This window comes from Cytobacillus sp. Hm23, assembly GCF_051842895.1.
In the GTDB taxonomy this organism is placed as follows: domain Bacteria; phylum Bacillota; class Bacilli; order Bacillales; family SM2101; genus Nanhaiella.
The window spans coordinates 100,022-123,592 of record NZ_JBPXRQ010000016.1 but is presented as its reverse complement, the minus strand read 5'-3'; the positions used below and the strand labels follow the sequence as shown (position 1 = coordinate 123,592).

At 31.8% G+C, this 23,571-nt stretch carries 30 protein-coding genes; 3 read left to right on the top strand and 27 right to left on the bottom strand.

Annotation, left to right across the window (positions count from 1 at the left end; genetic code table 11):
- The 7 genes from ACSVDA_RS12685 to ACSVDA_RS12655 all read right to left on the bottom strand — a co-directional run.
- Positions 1-801, bottom strand: an 801-nt coding sequence (locus tag ACSVDA_RS12685; protein WP_485883671.1) for a MerR family transcriptional regulator, incomplete at its 3' end; no start/stop codon positions are given.
- A 733-nt stretch (positions 802-1,534) separates the two neighbouring features.
- Complete coding sequence (locus tag ACSVDA_RS12680; RefSeq protein ID WP_485883670.1) at positions 1,535-2,335, bottom strand: permease prefix domain 1-containing protein; 801 nt, start codon at positions 2,333-2,335, stop codon at positions 1,535-1,537.
- Complete coding sequence (locus ACSVDA_RS12675; RefSeq protein ID WP_485883668.1) at positions 2,322-2,672, bottom strand: PadR family transcriptional regulator; 351 nt, start codon at positions 2,670-2,672, stop codon at positions 2,322-2,324. The genes ACSVDA_RS12680 and ACSVDA_RS12675 overlap by 14 nt, the downstream gene beginning before the upstream one ends.
- 236 nt (positions 2,673-2,908) lie before the next feature.
- Positions 2,909-3,397, bottom strand: coding sequence for an AraC family transcriptional regulator (locus tag ACSVDA_RS12670; protein WP_485883667.1), 489 nt, complete (start codon positions 3,395-3,397; stop codon positions 2,909-2,911).
- A gap of 38 nt (positions 3,398-3,435) precedes the next feature.
- A complete protein-coding gene (locus tag ACSVDA_RS12665) occupies positions 3,436-3,780 on the bottom strand; it encodes a helix-turn-helix transcriptional regulator (protein WP_485883665.1) in 345 nt (114 codons plus the stop codon).
- Between the two features lie 476 nt (positions 3,781-4,256).
- Positions 4,257-5,261, bottom strand: a complete 1,005-nt coding sequence (locus ACSVDA_RS12660) for a phosphotransferase enzyme family protein (protein ID WP_485883663.1) — start codon at positions 5,259-5,261, stop codon at positions 4,257-4,259.
- A gap of 386 nt (positions 5,262-5,647) precedes the next feature.
- Positions 5,648-6,253, bottom strand: coding sequence for a DUF2441 domain-containing protein (locus ACSVDA_RS12655; protein WP_485883661.1), 606 nt, complete (start codon positions 6,251-6,253; stop codon positions 5,648-5,650).
- A gap of 628 nt (positions 6,254-6,881) precedes the next feature.
- Between ACSVDA_RS12655 and ACSVDA_RS12650 the strand changes: the two genes are divergently transcribed.
- Positions 6,882-7,148 (top strand): YncE family protein, encoded by a 267-nt coding sequence (locus ACSVDA_RS12650; RefSeq protein WP_485883660.1) that lies wholly within the window; start codon positions 6,882-6,884, stop codon positions 7,146-7,148.
- Positions 7,149-7,730: 582 nt separating this feature from the next.
- On the opposite strand, the gene ACSVDA_RS12645 is transcribed toward ACSVDA_RS12650, so the two are convergent.
- Both ACSVDA_RS12645 and ACSVDA_RS12640 read right to left on the bottom strand, forming a co-directional pair.
- Positions 7,731-7,790, bottom strand: a complete 60-nt coding sequence (locus ACSVDA_RS12645) for a hypothetical protein (RefSeq protein WP_485883676.1) — start codon at positions 7,788-7,790, stop codon at positions 7,731-7,733.
- Between the two features lie 202 nt (positions 7,791-7,992).
- Complete coding sequence (locus tag ACSVDA_RS12640) at positions 7,993-8,361, bottom strand: helix-turn-helix domain-containing protein (protein WP_485883658.1); 369 nt, start codon at positions 8,359-8,361, stop codon at positions 7,993-7,995.
- Positions 8,362-8,450: 89 nt separating this feature from the next.
- Here ACSVDA_RS12640 and ACSVDA_RS12635 point away from each other — a divergent pair, with 89 nt between their 5' ends.
- Positions 8,451-8,771 carry a hypothetical protein gene (locus tag ACSVDA_RS12635; protein ID WP_485883657.1) on the top strand — a complete coding sequence of 107 codons (321 nt, stop codon included), beginning with the start codon at positions 8,451-8,453 and terminating at the stop codon, positions 8,769-8,771.
- Between the two features lie 29 nt (positions 8,772-8,800).
- Here ACSVDA_RS12635 and ACSVDA_RS12630 read toward each other — a convergent pair whose 3' ends face one another.
- From ACSVDA_RS12630 to ACSVDA_RS12575, 12 genes are all read right to left on the bottom strand, one after another.
- The gene (locus tag ACSVDA_RS12630; protein ID WP_485883655.1) at positions 8,801-8,998 is read right to left on the bottom strand and encodes a hypothetical protein; all 198 of its coding nucleotides are present in this window, start codon (positions 8,996-8,998) and stop codon (positions 8,801-8,803) included.
- Between the two features lie 136 nt (positions 8,999-9,134).
- A complete protein-coding gene (locus tag ACSVDA_RS12625) occupies positions 9,135-9,344 on the bottom strand; it encodes an NUDIX hydrolase (RefSeq protein ID WP_485883654.1) in 210 nt (69 codons plus the stop codon).
- A 249-nt stretch (positions 9,345-9,593) separates the two neighbouring features.
- A complete protein-coding gene (locus ACSVDA_RS12620; protein WP_485883674.1) occupies positions 9,594-10,448 on the bottom strand; it encodes an alpha/beta fold hydrolase in 855 nt (284 codons plus the stop codon).
- 819 nt (positions 10,449-11,267) lie between these two features.
- Positions 11,268-11,498 (bottom strand): SHOCT domain-containing protein, encoded by a 231-nt coding sequence (locus ACSVDA_RS12615; protein ID WP_485883652.1) that lies wholly within the window; start codon positions 11,496-11,498, stop codon positions 11,268-11,270.
- Positions 11,499-11,513: 15 nt separating this feature from the next.
- Complete coding sequence (locus ACSVDA_RS12610) at positions 11,514-11,828, bottom strand: SHOCT domain-containing protein (RefSeq protein WP_485883650.1); 315 nt, start codon at positions 11,826-11,828, stop codon at positions 11,514-11,516.
- 28 nt (positions 11,829-11,856) lie between these two features.
- Positions 11,857-12,045 (bottom strand): hypothetical protein, encoded by a 189-nt coding sequence (locus tag ACSVDA_RS12605; protein WP_320259071.1) that lies wholly within the window; start codon positions 12,043-12,045, stop codon positions 11,857-11,859.
- A 69-nt stretch (positions 12,046-12,114) separates the two neighbouring features.
- Positions 12,115-12,453, bottom strand: coding sequence for a hypothetical protein (locus ACSVDA_RS12600; protein WP_320259072.1), 339 nt, complete (start codon positions 12,451-12,453; stop codon positions 12,115-12,117).
- Positions 12,454-12,492: 39 nt separating this feature from the next.
- A complete protein-coding gene (locus ACSVDA_RS12595; RefSeq protein WP_410624722.1) occupies positions 12,493-12,681 on the bottom strand; it encodes an SHOCT domain-containing protein in 189 nt (62 codons plus the stop codon).
- A gap of 83 nt (positions 12,682-12,764) precedes the next feature.
- The gene (locus ACSVDA_RS12590; RefSeq protein WP_320259074.1) at positions 12,765-13,148 is read right to left on the bottom strand and encodes a DUF302 domain-containing protein; all 384 of its coding nucleotides are present in this window, start codon (positions 13,146-13,148) and stop codon (positions 12,765-12,767) included.
- Between the two features lie 285 nt (positions 13,149-13,433).
- A complete protein-coding gene (locus ACSVDA_RS12585) occupies positions 13,434-14,051 on the bottom strand; it encodes a class I SAM-dependent methyltransferase (protein ID WP_485883648.1) in 618 nt (205 codons plus the stop codon).
- 102 nt (positions 14,052-14,153) lie between these two features.
- Complete coding sequence (locus ACSVDA_RS12580) at positions 14,154-15,521, bottom strand: sensor histidine kinase (RefSeq protein ID WP_485883646.1); 1,368 nt, start codon at positions 15,519-15,521, stop codon at positions 14,154-14,156.
- Entirely contained in the window at positions 15,505-16,212 is a 708-nt protein-coding gene (locus ACSVDA_RS12575; RefSeq protein WP_485883644.1) for a response regulator transcription factor, read from the bottom strand. Before ACSVDA_RS12575 ends, ACSVDA_RS12580 begins: the two co-directional genes overlap by 17 nt.
- A 136-nt stretch (positions 16,213-16,348) precedes the next feature.
- Here ACSVDA_RS12575 and ACSVDA_RS12570 point away from each other — a divergent pair, with 136 nt between their 5' ends.
- The gene (locus tag ACSVDA_RS12570; RefSeq protein WP_485883642.1) at positions 16,349-16,591 is read left to right on the top strand and encodes a hypothetical protein; all 243 of its coding nucleotides are present in this window, start codon (positions 16,349-16,351) and stop codon (positions 16,589-16,591) included.
- A 310-nt stretch (positions 16,592-16,901) separates the two neighbouring features.
- On the opposite strand, the gene ACSVDA_RS12565 is transcribed toward ACSVDA_RS12570, so the two are convergent.
- From ACSVDA_RS12565 to ACSVDA_RS12540, 6 genes are all read right to left on the bottom strand, one after another.
- Entirely contained in the window at positions 16,902-17,135 is a 234-nt protein-coding gene (locus ACSVDA_RS12565) for a DUF2933 domain-containing protein (protein WP_485883641.1), read from the bottom strand.
- 49 nt (positions 17,136-17,184) lie between these two features.
- A complete protein-coding gene (locus ACSVDA_RS12560; RefSeq protein ID WP_485883639.1) occupies positions 17,185-17,394 on the bottom strand; it encodes a cation transporter in 210 nt (69 codons plus the stop codon).
- 101 nt (positions 17,395-17,495) lie between these two features.
- Complete coding sequence (locus tag ACSVDA_RS12555; RefSeq protein ID WP_485883637.1) at positions 17,496-19,952, bottom strand: heavy metal translocating P-type ATPase; 2,457 nt, start codon at positions 19,950-19,952, stop codon at positions 17,496-17,498.
- 110 nt (positions 19,953-20,062) lie between these two features.
- On the bottom strand, positions 20,063-20,536 hold the full coding sequence (locus tag ACSVDA_RS12550; protein ID WP_485883636.1) for a CopY/TcrY family copper transport repressor: 474 nt from the start codon (positions 20,534-20,536) through the stop codon (positions 20,063-20,065).
- Positions 20,537-20,920: 384 nt separating this feature from the next.
- Positions 20,921-21,208: a hypothetical protein gene (locus tag ACSVDA_RS12545; protein WP_485883634.1), complete on the bottom strand. Its 288-nt coding sequence runs from the start codon at positions 21,206-21,208 to the stop codon at positions 20,921-20,923.
- A 730-nt stretch (positions 21,209-21,938) separates the two neighbouring features.
- Positions 21,939-23,438: a phage head spike fiber domain-containing protein gene (locus ACSVDA_RS12540; RefSeq protein WP_485883633.1), complete on the bottom strand. Its 1,500-nt coding sequence runs from the start codon at positions 23,436-23,438 to the stop codon at positions 21,939-21,941.
- Between the last annotated feature and the right edge of the window lie 133 nt (positions 23,439-23,571).

Sequence of the window (23,571 nt, the reverse complement as noted above, 5' to 3'; positions counted from 1 at the left end):
TGGCTCTAATGCTATATATAAACAATTCTGTGGTAGTGATTCGTATATAAATCTCAACGAAGTCCCTATACCAGTTCCAAGATGTAAAATGTTATTAAATTGAAGTTGTTCAAAATCGAGCCTACTATAAGACCAATCTAGAGATTTATAAACGTTATCAATAAATTGCTCATCTGTTTCCTTTATGTAATCATACATAAAATCACTAAATTCATTAATTACTTTTTTTTGATCTCGAACTTTGTAAGAATCTTTGATTGTATTGGAAGTAAATAATATACCATCCTTTATTAAATGTTGTTCATTACATTTACATTGTAATACTCCGTTTAAGATTTGGTTGTTCTGTATATCTCCGTCAATTATATTTAATTCTTGTTGGCATTTTTTACATTCTAATATTGATGCTGAGCACAACTTCATACCCATTTTCTTTATTACTTGGTTCTTTGTAGCATTAAAACGGTCAATTTCAACCTGTAAATTATTTTTTATATTTTGATATTCTATTATTTTATTATCAATTTCAACATATTTTTCATCGAATAACCTTTTATAATACTGATTATTTTGAAGAGAAGAAAGTTTCCCTATCCTTCTATATTGATTAATAGTTTTGATTTCATTTAATGAGAATCCTAAATTTTTCAAGTGAATAATTCCCTTCAAATCCTCATGACATTTATCACCAAATTGATATTGACCTGTAGTTTTTTCAGGTGTAATCAATCCCATATCCATATAATGTCGTACTGTATCAATACTTATTTTATTTTCATTCGCAAATTGCCCTATTTTCACATCATCACTCCTTGCCTACAATTTAAGATATTACAATAATACTTTTCAAAGTATGTATATCCAAATAGAAAGTTGCTGATCAATAAGTAATTCCCCTAAACAATTGTAAAATTATATATAAATTCAACATGGGACAAAGTAAATTTTATTAGTCGATTAAGAATGAGGACAATCAAGATATCACTTTTGTTGCATATTAAGTGAATTAAATTAATCATTCCATTTATCCATATATATTATAACAATTTCAAAAAAGATGTGGATTTATTTGACAATGACTGTGATTGATGTAAAAACCATAGCGTGATTATTTAGTTACCAATCGGAGAGACTTTTATATTTGTAAGGTCTATCTTCACGCCAGATGGCAAACTTGCTTAGTTGAAGAAAGGGGTCAGTAGTTAGATGGTAACCACAATGTCCATTGAGGTTACTACATTATCTGATTTATGCAATATTGCTCAAAACATAGAGAAAGTCGCTTTTCAGTATCATTTCTGAAAAGCTCCAGTTAATTGAATAACAAGTCAGCTGCGCTTTGCATAAATTTTGATCAAAATTGTACTGAAAATGTGGATTTTAAATAAAAGAAACCCACCTGTTTTGAAAAAAGATTGATTAAAATGGGGGATTCTCTTAAATTTGATCACTTAATATTTATAAAAAAGTTTAATCAACAGTTTGCAGAAACCTTTCACAGCAACATTTTCATCTAAAACGGTTTAACTTATTATTAACGGTGCGACTTTCTAACCAATTTGTAAATCAAATAGCCTAAGATATTTAATAAAGTAAATACAATAACCCATCCAACATTTAGACGTTTATGATTATATGCGTTAATTGTTGCCCATATCGTAAACAATGTCCAATAAACAACGATACCTACTAAAAGTAAAATAATTGCTGTTCCTTCGTAACTTTTTGATTCAATACTAACATGCCAGGTATTGTTACTTTCGCCATATCCATTGTAACTTAAAAATCCTATATTATTCCAAAAATTGAATAAGCCTTCCTCTCGAGAACTATATATTGGTTCGGGGTCTTCAGCGGAAGAAAATAATTTTTCATAATCATATAAGCTAATTCCAATAATTCTTTCACTGTTTTTTACAATTTTCTGAATATCAGTTTCGAGTTGTGTTGGTATTCTTTCAATATCGCCTAAACTGTTAAGAATTTGAGAAGCAACCTGGTTATTTTGATCCAAATTAACTTTTTCGATAGGAATTACAATACTAAAAATGAGAGTAGAAATTAAAAGAAATGCAATCGCTGTATACAGTACCCATTTAGCAAATATTTTTTGAGCTTTAAATAATTGGCTTACAACTAAACGCATTTCTTTTTCTCCACCAAATCGTTCAATTGCAATTTCAATTGATTCTTGTTCAGACTTACCTTCTGTTTTCAGTTCGTGAATTGCCTCTAATAAATGGCTTTTCATTTCTGTTTTTAATTCTTGTATTTCCTTTTTATTTCCTCCTGCGTTTTTATAAACTGAATCAACAAATAATTCAATTTGTTTCATATTTTTTTTCTCCTTTCAAAAACGAATCAATTAATTTTTTTACAAATTCCCATTCCGAACGTTTCTGTTCAAAACCTTCTTCACCTAATGGAGTGAGTTTATAATATTTTCTTCTACCTCCTGGCCCTTGTTCATCTCCCCAATAGGATTCAACCCATTTATTTTTCTCTAATCGTTTTAAAGATAAATAGAGTGTACCTTCTTTTAATTCAAATTGATTTTCACTTTTTTCTCGAACCAATTTTGCTAACTCATATCCGTACATATCGCTGTTATGTAATAACGATAGGATTAACGTATCTATGTGTCCTTTCAAAACCTCTTTATTAATTTCCAAAAATTTCACCTCCTCATTTAATAATAATAAATAATACTCTATATAACAAGGTATTAAATTTACATTTATTATTAAATTCAATTATTTAGGAAGTTCATTATTCCACAATATGGCCCTAAAATGAATAATGGTACATATCTATATTTTAGATATGCACCATAACATCCAAAGTTATTAAAACTTGCTCGCACACTTATTGAACTCTACCACCTGTAAGTGAAAGATAATTTATGCTCTTATTCTATTGGTATATAGATGTCTGTCTTACTCTTCTTTTTAAAATCTTTAGGTGGCTCGGTAACATATAATTCAAATGGAAAAGAATCTCTAGGTGTATATTTATCACTTTTCAGTAACCAGTCTGAATAAGCATACTTCCAAGCCTGTTCATACTCACCTAAACTTAGCTCATAATGTAATACAGCATATTTCCCGCCAAACTTCATAGTACCAATTATACCTTCTTCTACTATTTTAGTATTTGAGGGAACCGTCATTGCGACACTAGTTCGCAAATTATTAGGGTCAGTTACGAATGGATTGTCATGGTATATAGTCATTACTTTTGTGAAATTTTCCTTGATTAAATCGTATTTCTTTGCGAATTTGAAGAGTTCATTAAACATCTTACTACTGTTTTTTCTAAACTCTGTGTAAGTACCCTTGAAGCGTATATATATGACTTCCACTTCATAATTCTCCACTGTAATCATTGGCTTTTCCACAAAATCAACTCCTTTGACATTAGTTTAGCGAAGAATACTTATGAATTCTTGTCGTTTCTTGCTTTTCTAAATTCTAACGGAGACATCCCTAGATGCTTTTTGAATGCTTTATTATAGGTACTTACATCATTGTAGCCATATCGAAAAGCAATATCAGTAATACTTAAATCGGTGCGAACAGCGAGGAATATTCCAGACCGCTCTATCTTTATCCTCGTAACAAACTGTTTGACAGTCTCAGAACTATACTTACTAAATATACGATGGAAGTGATACTTGGACATATTTGCGTTAATCGCTAAATCATCTAGTGAAATTTTTTCGCTTAGATTTTTCTCAATATAGTCTTCAGATTTGTTAATTAATCTAATATATTCGTCCATTCTACACACCAATCAAGTTTTTTTATAATTATAACTAAATAGATAAAGTGAATACCAGCCAAATATCTCTTCAAATTATCAACTATTGAGTAGTCAAATTTATAATCTCTTTCTTTTTCTATGGTATTGAATCTATACACTATATTTGATTGTTCCTTTAATTAATCTGCCGTTACTTTTAGCGCAGAATTTCACAATTTCTTCTATATTTTAACCTGCAAATCGAATTTTCTTTAAAAGTATTGTTCTAGGATATGGCCTAAAATGAAAAAGATACTAATCTATATTACAAATTAGCCCCATTTTGTATTATGAGGTCAGCCAGTAATTTTTCTGGCTGACCTATTTTAGATAAGTATAATCCTTAAAGTAGTCAAGATAACCTTTACTATATTCTTGCGCCTTATTGTGGAATAACTAATGCATATTACTTTTCTTAATTGGGGATTATTTTTCTTAAGAAACCAATAATATAATTATCCCCAAATATCTACAATCGACATTCCTGTCTCAATCCTTATTCTACTTTGTGATAAATAATCCATTCCCCATTGATTAAGCTGGGTTACATCACAATGTTTGTACATTCCTACATATGCTATTACCTCTCTTAATTGTAAAAACAGTGGAATTTGATTTAACCAATAATCTTCTATTAAATTATATTCCTGGTAGCCTTTTAAATAGTATTCCATAAAATGTCTTGCTTGTAATATCCTCTTCTCTTTCCCCTCTTCTCCACCATGTACATAAACAAAGTAATACAATGTAATCGCGACATCCTCAACAAACCAACTATATTGTGCTTCATCAAAATCAAAAAGAGTAATTCCATTTTCGTTCACTAAAAAGTTATTTACATTGATATCTCCATGAATTAAGCCGTAAGAATCATTGTCTTTAATTAGTACATTGTTTATTTTATTAATAAGCTGAATACTTTGGTCGTAAACCAATGTTTGTTCTAACGGAATAAACTGTTTCATATTTTGAAGATAATAATTATTACTCCATTCATGCCTCTTTATATTTTCCCGAGGGAGGATGTACTTTTTTGATAATTTATGAATTTTACCTGTTATTTTTCCAAGTTCTTGATACAAATGATGATCATTTAGGCACTCTGGGTACCCCATTTTTCTTCCTTCAGCTCTGATGAATGATGTAACTGTGAGATAAACATCCTCATTAATCTCTATTATTTCAGTAAGTGACCCAGTTTGTGATCTTATAGGTTTTGAAACTAAAACACCGTTATTGGCTAGAAATAAAATCCAATCAAGTTCTCCTTTAACCAAGTCCTCATTCCTATGCAAACTTGGGGTGAATCTCAAGATATAAGAAAATCCGTTTTTCTGATATCCATAAATGATATTTTGCGAGGTACCTATAAAAGTTAATGCTTGAATTGTTACACCAAATTTTGTAGCACCTAAATTAACGACTTTTTGATTTATTAAATCTTTTATCTCTTTTTCCATTACTGATATCCTCCCATGAGTTTTATTGAACTTAGATGAGAAAATATCTTTTCCTAATAGCACTAAAGCAATGGCACTTGTTAATTGTCATTTTTTCCATGCTCCTTTCACTATAAAAAAGCTAGTATGTAATTCGCCAGTGGACCTTTACATTCCTTTTTAAACAACAAAAGGTACTGATTAATCATTTATTCATAATAAGCCATGTTAAATAAAGAATAACCGGCTAAATTGAGTTTTATCGAAAATATAAAGATTTACAATTTAAAAGAAATCTATAATCATTGCTCTATTACAGCGCCATATTGTGGAATAACAGATTCAGAAAAGTGATTAGTCTAATAAACTTCTAGACTCATTATTCATTGTGTTTACTTATGACATTATTAATGCAAACTGTTGTCAGTAGCATCATCAATAATCTCTACCACTTCAATCTTACCATTAATCAAAAGCTCTGGAAGTTCATTAATAACATTACCATTCCAATATTCTCTCGCTTGTTTAATTTTTTTAGAGAACGTAGCTCCATCTTCTTTTGGCAAAAGGTTTCCGTCACCTTCAAAAGAATTCCCTATTACTCGAAGTTTAACTATTTGTAAAACCTTTCTGTTGTATGAGTCAAATAATTCTTTCCATTTCAGAACGTCTTCATAGCTTTTAGCAGCATAAAGGCATGACAATCTTGAAGGGTAATGAGGATACTCTTGCAGTCTGACCATTTCAACTATTACTTCTCTAATAGCTCTGATTGTTTGGTCAATATACCTAATAGCTACTTCTGCATTTTCTTTATCTAAGTTCAAACCTTCATTTGTATAGTTACTATATGCCATCTGTATAAAGTCTTCACCTTTAGAATTTAATTGTTCCCTCTCAAAAAAGAAACGGTATAATGTATTATTTTGGTTGTTATCAAAATTAATTATCTGTCCAAGGTTCATTTTGCTTCTAGTAACAATATGATAAACAAAAAATTCATTCTTATCCATATTCCGTCCCTCAATCCTTCTATCTTTATTTAAATTAAACCAATTCTATTAAAGTTTCGGTAAAAACAACTAACTTTGTGAAAACAGCGTTGCATTTAAATCAATCTTTTATTGTAAGCCATTTTATTTCTGTCAATTTGTTAATGCTAGGTCTTATAAACCATTGCATATAATGCTCTATAACTCTCCCTAACAATTATTCCTTCCGTTTCAATCAATTATGTCTGCCCTTATAGCTCTTGGGGTTGGAGCCTTATTAATTGTTTTGTTCCAATAATCAACAAAGAAAGTAAAATTTTTACAATAATTAGTTTTATCACTGGTATCGTTATTATATTAATCCTTATTTTTATTCTAATTTCACCTCGCATTGTTATTACTTATAATTTGGATGAATCTAATACTAATAAAATGAAAATCGAAAGAAGAATATTAGATGAAATAAATGAAAAATAGTAACTATTATCAGCACCTTTCTTTAAATGATAGAGGTGTTTTTTTGATTGTTAGAATTATGATCCACAATGCTTATTATGTTTCATAATCTTTTAACGAAAATTTATTCTCATTCTCCAGAGCTCATCATAAGATAATAAATACTTAATCTTTCTATAAAGGAGTTAATTATATGTCTGTTGTGTATATTACAAATGGTGGAAATAGCACTGTTTCTGTCATTGATACCAAAACTCATTCAGTTGTTACTACAATTCAGGTTGAAAATAGTCCTTTTTTGGTTACGTTTACTCCTGATGGAAAGCTAGCTTACGTCACTAATAGTGTTGATGGAACTGTTTCTGTCATTGATGTCAAAGCTCATTCGGTTATCTCTACTGTTCAAGTTGGACAGTTGCCTCTGTTATCAGATTACAACGTTGAATTATATCTAATATAGGATGGACTTAGGTACTTCCTGTGAGCCTGTTAGCCGTTCATATGCCTGTAACACACCATGGACTTTCATAATTGCGAGTCTTACTCATCCACTGCTAACCTCACATTAAGTGATATACACATTTCTATGTATAGCCAGTTTAGACCCGTACATTCAGAAGTTCGTCAGCTTAACCCTTTCTTTTGGGTTCGTTTGCATTCTCACCATATTCATCCAACTCAAGCATGATGATTTACGCCTCCCCCTAGGGTAGGTTTTCGTCAACCGAATTGATACGGTAAATTCTTATGCCTTTTTGCCGAGCTTATAACACTATTATTCTTACTAAATCAAGTGCTATTCGACTAAGAGAAAGCCCTTCTAGACGTTACTCTATCATTTGACTCTTCAATATAATCCTTCAATTCCGAAAGGAGTTGTCTAACCTTTACCCGAGTAATGTATCCCATCCTCAATTTAAGTTAGAAACGTTTCGCACCACAATATGGCCCTAAAATGAATAATGGGATTAATATTTAAGCTTATTTTTTAAAGTTTGTAGATTCAATGTTAGCTGCATCCCAAAAAGGGTACATCTCATTCTCAAGACAATCTAATCAATGCAGATGCTGCTATTGATGCTAAGCCTTTTCTTTTATGCAATGGATGTGTGACAACTTCAATTTCAATTTCAATTTCAATTCCATGATTGTACGACTTTCTTTTAGAATCTATACATTAGTGATACACCAGAACTCCCATAGTATTTAACTATGAAAAAGATTCTGAAAATGGCGACGTGGAACATCAAGTAAACAAAAATAGGCAGAGCATTTCCCCGCTTTCGTATAGCGATTAAGTGATATTAATTTTTATTACTCATATAAGAATTGATCATTTTAATTTCTTTTTCGAGCTTTAATCTCCTCTGCAAAATTTCTTTTTCTTCTTTCTTAAGCACATCAATATGATTATTAAGTTGCTTCATCACATCAGTAATCAATTTTTCATTTCCACATCCATAAGCCTTTTTCAAATCAAACATTAATTGAATATCTTTAAGACTAAATCCCATTGACTTTAAATCCATAATCATTTGGAAATCATCTATTTCTTTTTTTGTGTACACTTTACGATTATGATCCCATGATGGTTGTAAGAGATTCATATCTTCGTAATGACGGACTGTTTCCTTAGTTGTATTTACGGATGATATAAATTCCCCTATCTTCATTTTACTCTCTCCTCATTTTTGTATTGACGCGTGGTAAACCACACATGGTTAAATCACTATGAATACTAGAAAATGGAGGTGACTGACATATGATATCTTTAGCTTTGGCAATTTGTTTAGCAAGTTTTTATGGTGGAACGTGTATCTTAAGTGGAATTATACAATTTCCGAAAAAATTAATTCCAACTTGGGCAGCTCTGAGTATGGTAATCACTGGTTTAGTATTAATCGGTACAGCTATTTTAGTTACAGCGAACTCGATATTCTTTTATGTTTTATCCATCTGTTTGATAACGCTACATTTATTAGCAATATATAATGGACTATACATGCACCATAGGCTTAATTTATTTCATCATACAATAAGAGTTATTTTTTCTGTAGTAATTATTATTTTATTTGTAATTTAATTCCTGTCACACGCTATCACTATATACTATTATTTGGAATTACCTGTTATAAATTCTATAGTCAATGGTACCAAGTCTTCAGTTAGCTCTTTTGTGTAAAAGATTGTATAATATTCAAGCCGCTTTTCACCAATTGGTATTTGATGTTCAAGCTCATAGTAATACGATATACTGATAAACTCTCGGCTTTCTGTGCTCAACTGGTCAATATGCAGGATAGAAGTCATTTTGAAACAAGATTGATTAAAATGGCTTCTTCCCCTATAGAGTTTATATCGTTTTTATTAGAAATGAATCATTTTCTATATATATTCTTCCATAATCAAAGCTCCATTTAGTAGAATAACGATTGAATTTTAAAAGCTACTTCTTTTGGTTTAACATCAACAGATGGTAACTGGTTTTTTTAATCCACATAAAAAGATAGGTTCCTCGATTTCTATTCTTATCTGTATATTCTACACCTTTTCCTGTGCCAAAATTCCCCCCTATTATCTCAGCGAGGAAAAAATATTGTGTACCATTATATTGAACTTTTGCAAAACATTCATTTATCTTAACCGTTACATCCAACTCCTCTAGGGCTTATCTTATTGCTCCCTCTTCAGTTGTCTATCCATTATGTATTCCTCATCCGGGGAATACATAATAAACTGAATCTCCCACAACTCTATGAATAAGACATACTCTTTTATTTTCAATTAAAACTACTGATCCTCTATTCTTTATATTTCCCCCAAGTTAATTAATTTTTAACAATTAAATACCAATTAAATGATTTTGTATCAGGTATAATCTTCTTTAACTAACAACCCTTAAAGTTCAAAGTGTAATCTTTGCATTTAAAAACGAACTATATTCTTCAATAAATAATTGAGCCTCTTCTAAGAATGGATAATGATTACTTTTTTCAAATATTATCAATACTGAGTTAGGTATATTCTTACTCATTTCAAGAGAGTACTTTATCGGACATTGTACATCATATCTACCACAAATTATTAATGTGGGTGTTGTTATAAGTTTCAATTTTTTTGTTACATCATATACTTGCACTTCTCTACTAAAGTAGTTCAACCTAATTGCTGACATTTCTTTACTAATATTTAATGAAAAATATTCATCATACCTTGCAGGTTCAAATAAAGATAGTTTTGTTCTCGCAACTTTTAGTTCATTTCTTTCTTCTATTGATAAGTTTGGCTTCTTTAATAATTCACTTAGTTCTTGCATTCGTTGAAATTGTGGGTGTGCTGAATTATAAATGCAATCCATGGAGAACGTCATATATTCCCTTGCTGCTGCCCCAACTATAACATTGAAATTTAAATGGTTGGAAAAATAAATACCATAAATAATACCCAACATACCTCCCGTTGAATGGCCTGCAAATCCCCACCTTTCAAAACCTAGTGATTCACGGATTGCTTCTAAGTCAAAAACAGTTTCCAATAAGCTTAACTGATAGGGTTCGTTTGCCTTTTCTGAATTACCTACCTCTCTTAAATTTACTAAGATTACTTTATTAAATTGGGTAAAGGTTTCTGCAAAATAATCTCCTGTTTCATTAAATTCAGAGTAATGGTGAGTAACACAAAGAGGTTCCCCATTACCCTTTTTATATATTTCAAATACACCACGCTCTGTTAAAAGATGTTCCCTTTCCCATTTCTTCATACAAATCCCCTTTTTCCAAAATTCTTGTATCTTACCTAATAACTCCTTTCTAAATTTTAACATCATTTATTAATTTTATTATTCAACAATATGGCCCTAAAATGAATAATGGCACATATCTATATTTCAGATATGCGCCATATCGTATTATGAGGTCAGTCAGTAACATTTCTGACGGACCTTTTTTAATTGGTATTACTCATAAGATAGTAGGGATAGCCTTAACTACATTCTTGCGCCAAATCGTTGAGGATCAGCACAACAAAAAGGAGGCAACTCCCCCCCTTTTGTATATTATTTTAATGGTATAATGTTAAGCCCATGCTTGTGATGTTCTTTATGACGGGACATAAGGAGAATATTATTTGTTTATTCATAGTAAAGGGATTAAGTGAAGGACTGCTTCTTAAAAGGAAAAGGTGTTTGAGAGCATTATGCTATTATCTCTTATCATAGTCGATCTGATATTTACAAAATATTGGTCACTATGTCATGAAAAAACCGATGTTTTATTTGCAGTAGGAATTTAAAAAATGACATTGAGGTCCATTTGTGGGATCAGGGATTGTTGAGTGAGTATATTTAAAATGCACAAAAGTAAAATGGTATTATAATTATACCGCTTTTTAGAAATAGTAATATTAAACGTAAACACACACAGTTGTATCTACTTGAAAATATTTCTTGTAATTATTTCACCATTAGATCAACCAATCAATGTAGTGAGCGGGTTTATAACTATTTAATACATACCTTAGAAAATCATCTAAAGCTATAAAAAAGCCGCATATTCTATTTCAGACGGCTTTTTTACCCTACTTATAAGTTCTTTAAAATCTGTTTATATTCTTCTTTATCAATTTCTCCTTGAACATAACGTAGCTTTAATATATCTAATGTATTATTGTCACCTCTATTATTTTGTTTCCCTGTTTTAAAGACAGTTAGCAAGTCAAAAGTTAAATTTTTGGCTATTTTTATTAATTTGAATAAATCACCTGTTTTCAAAAGATAGTAAAATATTATAATGGATAGAACTAGATTTAACACCTCTATTTCACCTCTTTACATCTTAATAGTTTTTAGAATGGCTTGAAGTTCATCATGTGTAATCTCACCACGAGCATAACGCAACTTCGCAACCTCTTCTGCTTCAATGACTGTTGTACCCTGCTTGTTATATGATGAAGCACTAGTTCGATGTATCTTTTGATTTTTAAATATTAATATTAAACCTACCGTGATAAGGCCAATCACAATAATTGTCATAAAAGAACCATTAAACATCATATCAAAATTGTTGAATCCTAATGGCATTCCATTATATCCGTAAAATCCTCCATTACCTCCAAAGGATCCCATATGTCCTCCATTCATCATATATATTCTCCTTTCCTATTTGTTTTTATTATAATAATGCTATTAATTTTTGATATTCTTCTATAGAAATTTGACCTGATGCATATCTATAATCGATTACATCTTTAAGATCGTTTGTGCTGTTGGTTTCTTTAGATTGTAGATTCCTTAATAATTTTTGTAGTTCACCAGTTTTATACAGATAAAGACTAATAGCCAGAATAAGTATTAACAACATAGTTTCATTCCTCCAACATTTATATTTTTTGAACTTTTGTAGGGTTCCTGAGTAATTAGCCTGCAATTTTTAATACATACTCATTCCTCTCAAATTACTGCTCTGAGATGAACCACCACCCCCATGCATTCTCTTATATAATTCTTCTTGTTCTTGATAGTCCAGATTGGGATGCATATCACTCATGTATGGTTCCATTTGTTCAAATTTCACAATTCCTTCTTCCATGAATTGTTGCATACTTTCAAAATTGCCTGTGACCATCCAATCCGTCATTTGATCATAACTTACATCCTGTTTTCGATTCACCGAATTTTCATCTAGTGTATCTTTTTCAGAAATTAGAGATAGTCCTGCTCCACCTGTAAATACAATAGCTGCTGTAATAACACTATTAAGTATATTCATTTCTAATCAATTCCTTTTATAAGTTATTTTTGGTTTTACTTAAAGAATCTTTTTCTTGATTTCCTCAAATTCTTCAAAGGAAATTTCTCCTTTTGCCAGCCTAGACTTTGCAATTTCTATTGCATTTGAGTTTGTTGCTGACTGAGTTCTATTTTCGGCAACTGGATGTTGATTATTAACCACTAAATAAATAAGATAACCAATGATTAAAAAACCCAATATCATCATGAATGATCCACCTCCGAGTCCAAAATTACAAAATCATGTCGCGAGCTCATCGTTGTCTTATTAATAAATCTCAATCCATTTCTTTATTTACTGCGATCAATACACTTAACTAGACGTTGTTCAATTTCATTAGCTTTACTATCTAGATTGGCATCGTCTAAGATACTCATTAATGTGGTTGGTTTAACCATCCCTATTTTGTTGGTTTCTTGCTCCCCGTACACCACGATTTTGCATGGTAAAAAATATCCTACTTGATTTGTAATTGATAAAACTTCTTTTGCATCAAAAGGATTGCATACTTCTAAGACATAAAAATCTTGATTATATTCTAAACCTTTAGCATTTAGTTTATCTTTAATATTGAAACTCCATAAAATACTAAACTGTTCTTTAGATAAATTCTCCTCCAAATCTTTGAGTATTTGACTTACTGGTTTTTCGGTATTAACGGTAAAGTGAAACATCTAATCGCCTCCTATTTTTTTGTGTGATCTTTGAATTTGTTTTCTTTACTTGCTCTTATCATAAGCAATACTTGTAAAGATCTTGTGAGCAACTTATGTGGAAGTTATGTAGGTTTACTCACTAATACCAAAAACGAAAGGAGGACAAATAAAAAAAGACTAAGTCCAGTGGCTTAATCTCCTATTTCTGTATTAGTACATATATTTAATTAACTGTTTAATGAACTCACTATACATAAATAAAAAGAGAATAATCACCAAAAATATTTATCGTGAAGTTACCTTTTATTTGATAGGTGCTACTATTAACTTTCTAATGATGCTATAAAATAAGTCATCTTTCTCTTCAATCAACAAGCCCGCACTATTTATATTATCTAATGTTTTACGGTTAACATTTGCTCCCCACGTATTAACTGTTATAGGGTTTAATATATCCATCATTTTTCCTACTATTTCATTCTCACTTCTCATATGTTCCAACATAATAATTTTTCCATCTTTTTTACAGACTCTGCCCATCTCTTTTAGCCCTTTTACAGGATCAGGTACAGAGCAATAAACACAAGTCGCTATAACATAATTAAAAGTATTGTCAGGAAAATCCATCTGTTGCGCATCCATTTCATTTAGAGTTACTTGATAAGGTAGAGAAAGGGTATTAACCTTATTCCTTGCATGCTTCAGCATACCTGGACTAAAATCGATACCTGTCAAATGAATATCGTCTGGATAAAATAGAAAATTTGCACCGGTACCGACACCTACTTCTAGAACATTTCCTTTTACATTTTTGAGTAAATCTTTCCTCCAACTCTCCTTTATCATCCTATCCATGGAATCGAATATCCTTGACACCCGATTATAACGCTTCTTAATCTTTTCGGTTAATTTTTGATCCATATCAAATCTCTCCTAGGACATATTGGTTTAACTTTTTTATTTTAAAAGATGGAAAATTAAAGGCCACTTAAGACAAAAGAAGTAAACTTGACGGTATTGAACTTACTTTATTGGGAACTGTACTTCTACAGTTGTCCCAACGTTTAATTGACTGGTTATTTTAATATCTCCTTGATGTGCTTCTACTAATGCCTTGACGATTGATAACCCAATTCCCACTCCTCCAGTTTTTCGGTCACGGGATTTATCACCTCGATAGAATCTTTCAAATAAGAAAGGGAGGTCTTCCTCACTTATTCCTTCACCTTCATCTTTAACTATGAAAACAATTTGATCATGATTTACTTCTAAATGAATAGAAACTGTTTTCCCTTGTGGTGTATATTGTAGAGCATTATTCACTATATTAGTTAAAATTTGAATGATTTTATCACGGTCTCCTGAAAACCATAAAGATTCAGCAGGGTATTCAATTTTTAAATCCACCCCTTTTTTCATAAACAATGGACTAAATTGATGTTTTATAGAAGATAAGAGATTTTCAATCTCAATCTTTGTTTTATCTAATCTAATTTGTGGATTTTCTGCCGCTATTAATGTTTCTAATTCATTAACTAGACGAACTAACCTCATAAGTTCCTCATGACATTGCTCTAACCTCTTTGAGTCAGGTACCCATATACCATCTTGAAAGGCTTCGATATGACTTCTTAACGTTGCTAGTGGTGTTCTTAGTTCATGTGCAAAATTAGCTGTAAATTGTTTTCTTAGTGATTCCTCTTTTGCTAAAGATTCTGCAAGCTGATTAAAAGACTCTCCTAGAGGCTTCATTTCATCTGTCAATTCCTGAATAGGCACTCGCGTTCGCCATTGATGATTACGCAACTCTATAATTGCATCTTTTAACTTTATAAACCCTAATGTGAAACGATTTGAAAATAATAAACTAAATAAAATCGATAGAACAACAATAACTAATAATGCTAAGATAATATTTCTTTTTATTGATTTCAAAAAGATAAAATCCTCACCCATTAATTTTTCTGGATAGAATACTGTTAAATTACCAATTAGTTTATTATCTTTTTTTAGCTGGTATGAAGCTGATCGATAATCACTAGAATCAATTGAAGACTTCATCCCACTCATCATGCTCATCATTGATTGCATTGATGTTGTATCAATTAATAAATCACCGTTAATATCAAAGAGTTTATAGTATAAATTTTCCGTCATTGCATGCTCATGCATAATATTACCTAGTTGCTCGCTAGTTAACTCACCCGTCTCATCATATTGTTGAAGCACTTCCTTTTTAATCGCTTCTATCCGTTCCTCTCTGTTTCTTTTAAGATAATCAGCAAATTGATTTTCAACGCCAAAAAAGATAGTAAAGCTTGTAATGAAAACACCACTTAAAGAGACAACTAAAAGATACATTAATATCCTTGACCTAAGTGTTAATCTCATCCTTTTCTCCTCCAAATTTATACCCCATTCCGAACACAGTAACGATAAATTCAGGGTGACGAGAATCGGTTTCAATTTTTTTGCGCAAATTTTTTATATGGGTATCAATACTTCTTTCGTAGCCTTCAAAATAGATACCATCTTCTTGTATTTTTTCCAATAAATCTGCCCTACTGTACACTCTTCCAGGATAGCTCGCCATCGTAATTAGAATTTTATATTCATTTGGAGTTAGAGCGAGTATGTCAGCATTAAGCTTTACTTCCTTTTTCACATGATCAATTATCAACTTTTGATCATTAAAACTAATTTGCTTCACATCTGTCATTTGCTGTGTTCTTCTTAATAACGCTTTAACTCTTACAACAACTTCTCTAGGACTAAATGGCTTTTTTACATAATCATCAGCACCAATCACGATTCCATTAATCAAATCTTCTTCAGCTGATTTAGCAGTAAGCATGATAATGGGCATATGGCTATCCTTTCTTATCAACCTACATACTTCTTCACCAGAAATATCAGGTAACATCAAATCTAATACTATAAGGTCTGGACTCTGTTCCTTCACCTTTTTTAATGCATCGATACCATTAGAAGCAAAGGAAATATCCCATCCTTCTTTTTCAAAATAAGCTTCCAGCACTTCTAGTATTACTTGTTCATCATCAACTACGAGAATTTTAGTCATTAAATCCACCTCTCATATGAATATTATCATCTTCTTTACGAAAAAACATAATCTCCATAACTTCCACACAACTTGAACATATAAACTCCATATTCAGTATCTACAATGAAAATATCTAAGAAAGGAGTTGGAAAAAATGAAAAAAATTTTATTTAGTTTGTTAGGTAGCACCATTATCTTAGGAGGAACCGTATCTTATGTATTCGCTCAATCAAATGATGAAGGTAATGACAACTTTAACTTTGGACAAATGAAGCCTTATATACAAGAAATGCACCCTGAGTTGTCTACACAAGAGCAAAAAGATATGTTTGATAGCTGCCATGGAGAAGATGGGGCTATGGAAAACTATAACGAGGACATGATGAATAGTTTTTAGAGAAAAGACTCTGTAGTCCTTTATATGTTTGGACTAAGATCCTTTCTATTCAAGAGGAGCTTTTGGGGACTTTCTAAATGATTTTCAATATCCCGTTGAGGGACCAGATTTATGGATTCCCACAGCCCCGCCATTTCCTAATATTAGATATATATTTCTTCCTAGTGTTAATTCTTTTATTATAATGTGAAAATTTAACAGAACATACACCTATGATAGATAAATACTATTATCACCATAAAATTTACCCCCTTTGGACAAGGGGGTATAACTATTTATTCCTGTACGGCAACTTCTTTATTATAATTCTCTACTTTTTTTGTAGTAATTTATTTTGATCTTTTAAATACTGAATCTCTCCTTCTAACTGCTTAACTTTATAGCTTTCTAGTCTATTATCTCCATTAAAGTTATCACTATGTTCATTTACATGGTTATGATTCTTATGGTGTCCATGATTTTTATCTCCATGTTTATGATCTTTATGACTACCATGCATAAATAGCATCATAAGCGGACATATAAGGAGAATTAGAAGCAACATCCAGTTAAAAATGCAACACCTCCCCATATTTAGTCATATACTTTTTTAATTACGCTACGACCTCATAACCAGCTTCCTCAATTATTTCTTTTAATTTTTCAACACCCACTGTTGTCGGTTCATACTTAACTTCCACCGTTTTACCAGATAAATTCACTTCTGCATGACACACTCCTGCTATTCCATCAAATCCACCTTCAATTGAATTTACACAATGATTACATGACATACCTTCAACATTAAAAATAATAGTTTTCATATAACTCTCTCCTTGTATATTGATAATTTTTTATATATAAAATTCAAGACGCACTGGACGTTCTGAATGAAGAAAAGAATGTCTAACCCTCAACTAAGAATTCAGCTTACAGCTGGCTTAAATCTCTTTAAGCGTAAAGCATTCAACAATACAGAAACAGAGCTAAAGCTCATTGCAGCTGCTGCAAACATTGGGCTTAACAACGGCCCTCCAAATAGGAATAAAATCCCCATCGCAACTGGAATACCTGCTGTATTATAGGCGAAAGCCCAGAATAAATTTTGTTTAATATTTCTAATGGTAGAATGACTTAATTCAACCGCTGTAGGTACATCCATTAAATCACTTCGCATTAAAACAATATCTGCTGATTCCATCGCTACATCTGTACCTGAGCCTATTGCAATTCCAACATCAGCCTGAGCTAAAGCTGGTGCATCGTTTATACCATCTCCGACCATTGCCACTTTCTTTCCTTCTTCCTGAAGTTTTTTTACTTCACTCGCTTTATCTTCAGGCAATACTTCACTTAATACTCGATCAATGCCTACTTGTTTCGCAATTGCTTCAGCTGTTCGTTTATTATCACCAGTAATCATAGCTACTTCAATACCTTTTTCATGAAGCTTTTCAATAGCTTTTACACTATTTTCTTTAACTGTATCTGCTACAGCAATGATTCCGGCAATTTCATCATTCATGGCAATATACATAGGTGTTTTTCCTTCATTAGCTAAATGATCAGAAGTATCAGCTAGTGAACCTAAAGTAATTTTTCGATCATCCATCAGCTTTCTATTTCCTAGTAATAATTTATTATTGTCTACCGTAACCTCTATACCATGCCCTGGAATCGCACTAAAAGAACTTGTTTTCTTTAAGCTCAATCCTTTTTCTTCTGCACCTTTGACAATAGCTTCACCTAATGGATGTTCCGATCCTTTTTCAGCAGATGCTGCTAAAACTAACAGTTCTTCCTCTGTTATGCCATTCGATACAACTATGTCCGTCACTTTTGGTTTCCCTTCGGTGATTGTTCCAGTTTTGTCAAATACTATAGTTTGTAATTTATGCGTTGATTCAAGAGCTACTCCACTCTTAATTAATACTCCATTTTCTGCACCTTTACCTGTACCAATCATAATAGCTGTTGGGGTGGCTAACCCTAGAGCACAAGGACATGCGATTACAAGGACTGAAATAAAGATTGTTAAAGCGAAAAGCGCTGTTTGACCACCGATGTACCAAGCAAGCCCAGATAAAATCGCAAGACCTATAACAATAGGTACGAAATATCCAGAAATAAGATCGGCCATTTTAGCAATTGGTGCTTTGGAACCTTGTGCTTCTTCTACTAACTTAATAATCTGAGCGAGTGCTGTATCCTTTCCAACTTTTGTTGCTCTATATTGTATTGTTCCATTTTTATTAATACTTGCACCAATGACTTTATCGCCAACATTCTTTTCAACAGGTATACTCTCACCAGTTAACATTGACTCATCAATGGCTGTCATCCCTTCTACGACTACACCATCTACAGGTAACTTTTCACCTGGTTTAACGATAACAATATCATCAACAATCACTTCATCTATTGATATTTCTACTTCTTTTCCATTCCTAATGACAATAGCTGTCTTAGGCGCAAGCCCCATTAATTTTTTAATTGCCTCTGATGTTTTGCCCTTTGTTAATGTTTCAAGGTACTTACCCAATGTTATCAATGCTAGAATAACTGCCGCAGTTTCAAAGTATAAGTCTTTAGCAAAACTTTCATTTCCTGCAAAAATCATAGCTGTAGCAAAAATTCCATATACCACTGCTGCACTCGTTCCTATGGCAATTAATGAATCCATATTAGGGTGCCTTCCTATCAATGTTTTGAAGCCCACCCGATAAATATTTCTGTTTACTATAACAACAGGTATCGTCAGAACTAATTGAATTATTGCAAAGGCTTCTGGATTATATGCCGGATCTATGGATTTTGGTAGAGGTGCTCCTACTAAATGACCCATCGCAATGTATAGTAATGGTGCTGCAAAACTTGCAGAAATCCAAAAACGCTTCCAAAGACTTTTAATTTCCTTCTCTTTCTTTTCTTTGTCTTCATCAACAGTATCAGAAGACCCTCGTTCTTCATGCGCTTCATAACCTGCTGTAGAGACTGCATCTATGATGTCAGAAGCAGACACAACTGAAGAATCATATTGAACACTCATTTTCTCTGTTGCTAAATTTACGTTAGATACTAAAACACCATTCAATTTTTTTGTTGCTTTTTCGATTCTTTGAGAGCAAGATGCACAAGTCATTCCTGTAATTGAAAAAATCTTATTTTCTGTTTCTATTAGTGCTTTATACCCTGCCTTCTCGACAGAGTTTTGTATGTCTTCTACCGAAATTGAATTCTCATCAAAATCAATTGTTAATTTTTCTGTAGCTAAGTTTACATTCGATTCTTTAACACCGTCTAGCTTTTGTGTTACTTTTTCAATCCTTTGTGCGCAAGATGCACAAGTCATTCCTTCAATGTTCATTGTTCTTGCAGTCATTTGTTTCACCCTTTCTAAACAATATTCATTTAATTACCTAAACACCGAATTCTCCAAACTAACAAAACTATTTTGTTTCTCTTCTACAAAATGATTTATTAAATTCACTATCAATAATTCCCATTAGCGTTTTTTGCTCTTGATCCACATCCTTTACATTGACATTGACCTGGAATACAATTACACTCAACTTCCTCTACTGCTTCCTCTTTCTTCTTTGCTAAAGTTTCTTCTAATAAATCAATGTCATCAAAACTTAAGGTTGCCTCTGAGATCATAGAAGCCAGTTCATTACCAACTTGTTTACTACAAATATTTTCAAAAAAGCTCTCCCTAACAGTTTTGAGACTTTCATTTTCTGAAACGGCAGCCGTATAGATATATCGCTTTCCATCAGATTTTGTATTTAACATCCCTTTTTTTACGAGGCGACCAATTAATGTTTTTGTTGTAGCTTGTGCCCATTCTCTTTTAGCTTCTAAAACTTCGCTAATATTTTTGCTAGTCGCATGATTAAGTGTCCAAACTACCCGCATTACTTCCCATTCTGCGTCAGTTATTTTTGATTTATCTTCTGTTAACATATATTTCACATCCTTATCGTTTACAATTGTAAACGTTAATAATGTTAGTTTACAATTGTAAACGATAAATGTCAATAACTCAAATAATTTTTTCTAATTGTTAACATTTATACGAGTTTACTTGGGTATCGACTCATTGTTTATCTCGACCATTACTTAATAGCGACATCAATAATATTATCAAAAAATCTCACACGAATACGAAACCTCAGTTTCCTATACATATTGTGTTGTTTTGACAAAATCGGTGGAACACCTTTCACCATATACTGATGAAATTATTTATAAACTCTGTGATAAACTTTGTTGTGCTGGAGTATAGCAGAAATGAATAGAGCTTCTTGAAGGTTTGTTTTTGGCATCTTCACCTATTTAGCTCAAGGCTTATTTGCCGATTTTATCTTCGAAGTTTGAATATTTTATGTGTTTCACAACATGTAAAATTTCTTTAACAACATTATCACTGTTCTTAGATTTAACAGCATCAGTAATATACTCTTTAATATGATTTTCTATCAAATTTGCAGTAACAGTGTTCAGATTGTATTGAATTATTCTTATATGTTTAAAAAACCCTTCAATATCATCCTCATGCTGAAGAATCATTTGCTGAAGCTTTCTTATCTCTATCTCTGCCTCCAGTAATATTATAAATATCAATCCGTTTTTCATTGCTTCACCCCAACTATTACGTAGCCCTTAGCAGTCTATATTATATTTGTCATTTGTTAATAATTCGGCTTAGATGGTGTAATCATGTGTACGTTTTTCATATACTTGTTATATTCTTCTCAAAACGATTTAATTATTACCTCATATTCTTACTCAGATTACAAAACTTAAAAGTAATTCCTTCATTGTCGCTATTGTATTACGTTGGACAAGGAAGACTCATATTGCTAACGAAATCCACTATTGTGTGAATGTCCTATTTCTCAAATATAATAATCTAAATTATTGAATAATTTATGGAGTTCAAAATTTGTAACAGAATGTTCATTTATTTTTGATTTCATCTAATCCAACTTCTATATGTAGATGGGAATTAATTATTTTTCATTATATTGTTAGCAAACAATTAATCTACCTACGATTTTTATAACCTAATAAATAATTAATCGAAAAAACTTGTTATTAAACAATATGGCCCAAAAAAGTAAAACCACAGATTGGTTCTGTGGTTTTTTCTGTATCTATAAGTGTGAGAAACACATTATCACTTTTGTTTGCTAGTACCCCATCTAGTTTACATTTTTTAAACACAATTAACCCCGTCACTGACGGGGTTGTGTTTATTCTTTTAGAAGAAACTCCTTCAGGATACTAAAATATATTATTCAATAATAGGGAGAAAATATCTTACAAATTACCTACCATTTTATGATATTTAATAGTAGTTTCATTATTCTTCAATCAACTTTGGTTCCCAAACATATACAGAATCTGATGGTCCATTATAGGCACTTGGCCAAAGGACAACAGTTACACCATCATTAGTTGAAAACGGTTGATCAGTTATCACTGAGAAATATTGCCACTCAGTTGTAACATCAACTTTAACTCCTGTTGATTCTGTATTATTACGATTTTGAATCTTTAACTGTGCTTGATGAGGCTCATCAGCTTTCATCCATACGCCAAATGTGAAATTCTTTCCATCTGAAGTAAGGTCTACATACTGTTGTACCGCACCGTTAACCTCAGTTTGAGTTAATTTTTGTGCAGAGTCACCATCAGGAGTAGTTTCAGAGCTATATCCTATGGCAATGTTATTTTTGCTCCAATTTGAATTTGTAAAATCTTCTATTGAAAATTGGTCTAATAGATTTTGTTCTGGAATTCTAACACCATTTTCATAAATTTCAATTGCTCGGTAATCATCAGTTGGATATGAAAATTTTGTTTCTCCAACTCTACCACCTAATTTGAAAAATTCCTGTTTAAGATCACCTGTTCCTGGATGGAATGCCATTACTGTCATGGAGTCAATAATTTTTTCTAATTGACTTGATGGACTAAGCCAATAATCACCAACTAGGTGATATACATTATAAGCATATGGATCATCAAATCTCTCTCCAAACGTGTGACTGTATTCGACAGTATGTGAATTCTCAATTGCAACGGAACTACCGAAGCTTGATGTCAATTCTTGACTTAACTCTGTGGATACCGTCAGAACATCCCCAAAACCCGCTTCAAAACCATAGCTCCAACCAATTGTATTACTAAATTCCTTGGATTTTTCTTTAGTTATACCAGCTGTTTTCGAATCAGTAATTTCATTGGTTCCACCATTATAGTCAACTTTAGAGTCATAGACGCGTTCATAATAAGCATCTAAAATGATAGAGGAATCATCATCTGCAGGAAGTACATCGGGATTTAACATTAAAGTTGCTATTTTTCCATCTTTATCAGGTAACTCATTCCCTAAATTGGATATAAGACTGTTATAATTCCCATCATTATCAATATACCCAAAGAATAAATCACCACTAAAGTTAGGATTTAACAAATCATAGTCTGGATAAATGATAGTCATCAGGTGAGCCACTAAGTCGTCATTATAAACATCTACAGGAATATAGTCTAGCAATGAACCAGATATAGTCGTAACCCCTCTTTGTAGTCCTTTGGTATCTGGTGGTAATGTTTCTTCTATTGCATTGAATCCTTTGAAAATCTCTACTAAATCCGGTACTGGAGCTGATGGTTGAGATATCAGTGATTTATTTGTAACACCACTGGGATTTTTTGCAAGAGGTGTAACGAACACACTGTTCTCTTGATTAATTACCGGTTCTTGTTCTTCTGCATAGGAAGTAATTGGTTGTAATCCACTTGATACGAGTGTAGCTGCTAATGCTGTTGTTGATAAAACTCTAAAAAACTTGTTCATGTTACATCCCTCCGTAATATAGTTAGATATTTTTCCATAAACAGGTATTAGAACTAAGTTTTGCTATCCGGTTAGCTACATTTAATATATTAATATTGAACCATTTATTCAACCTTCAAAAAGAAGACTTTTG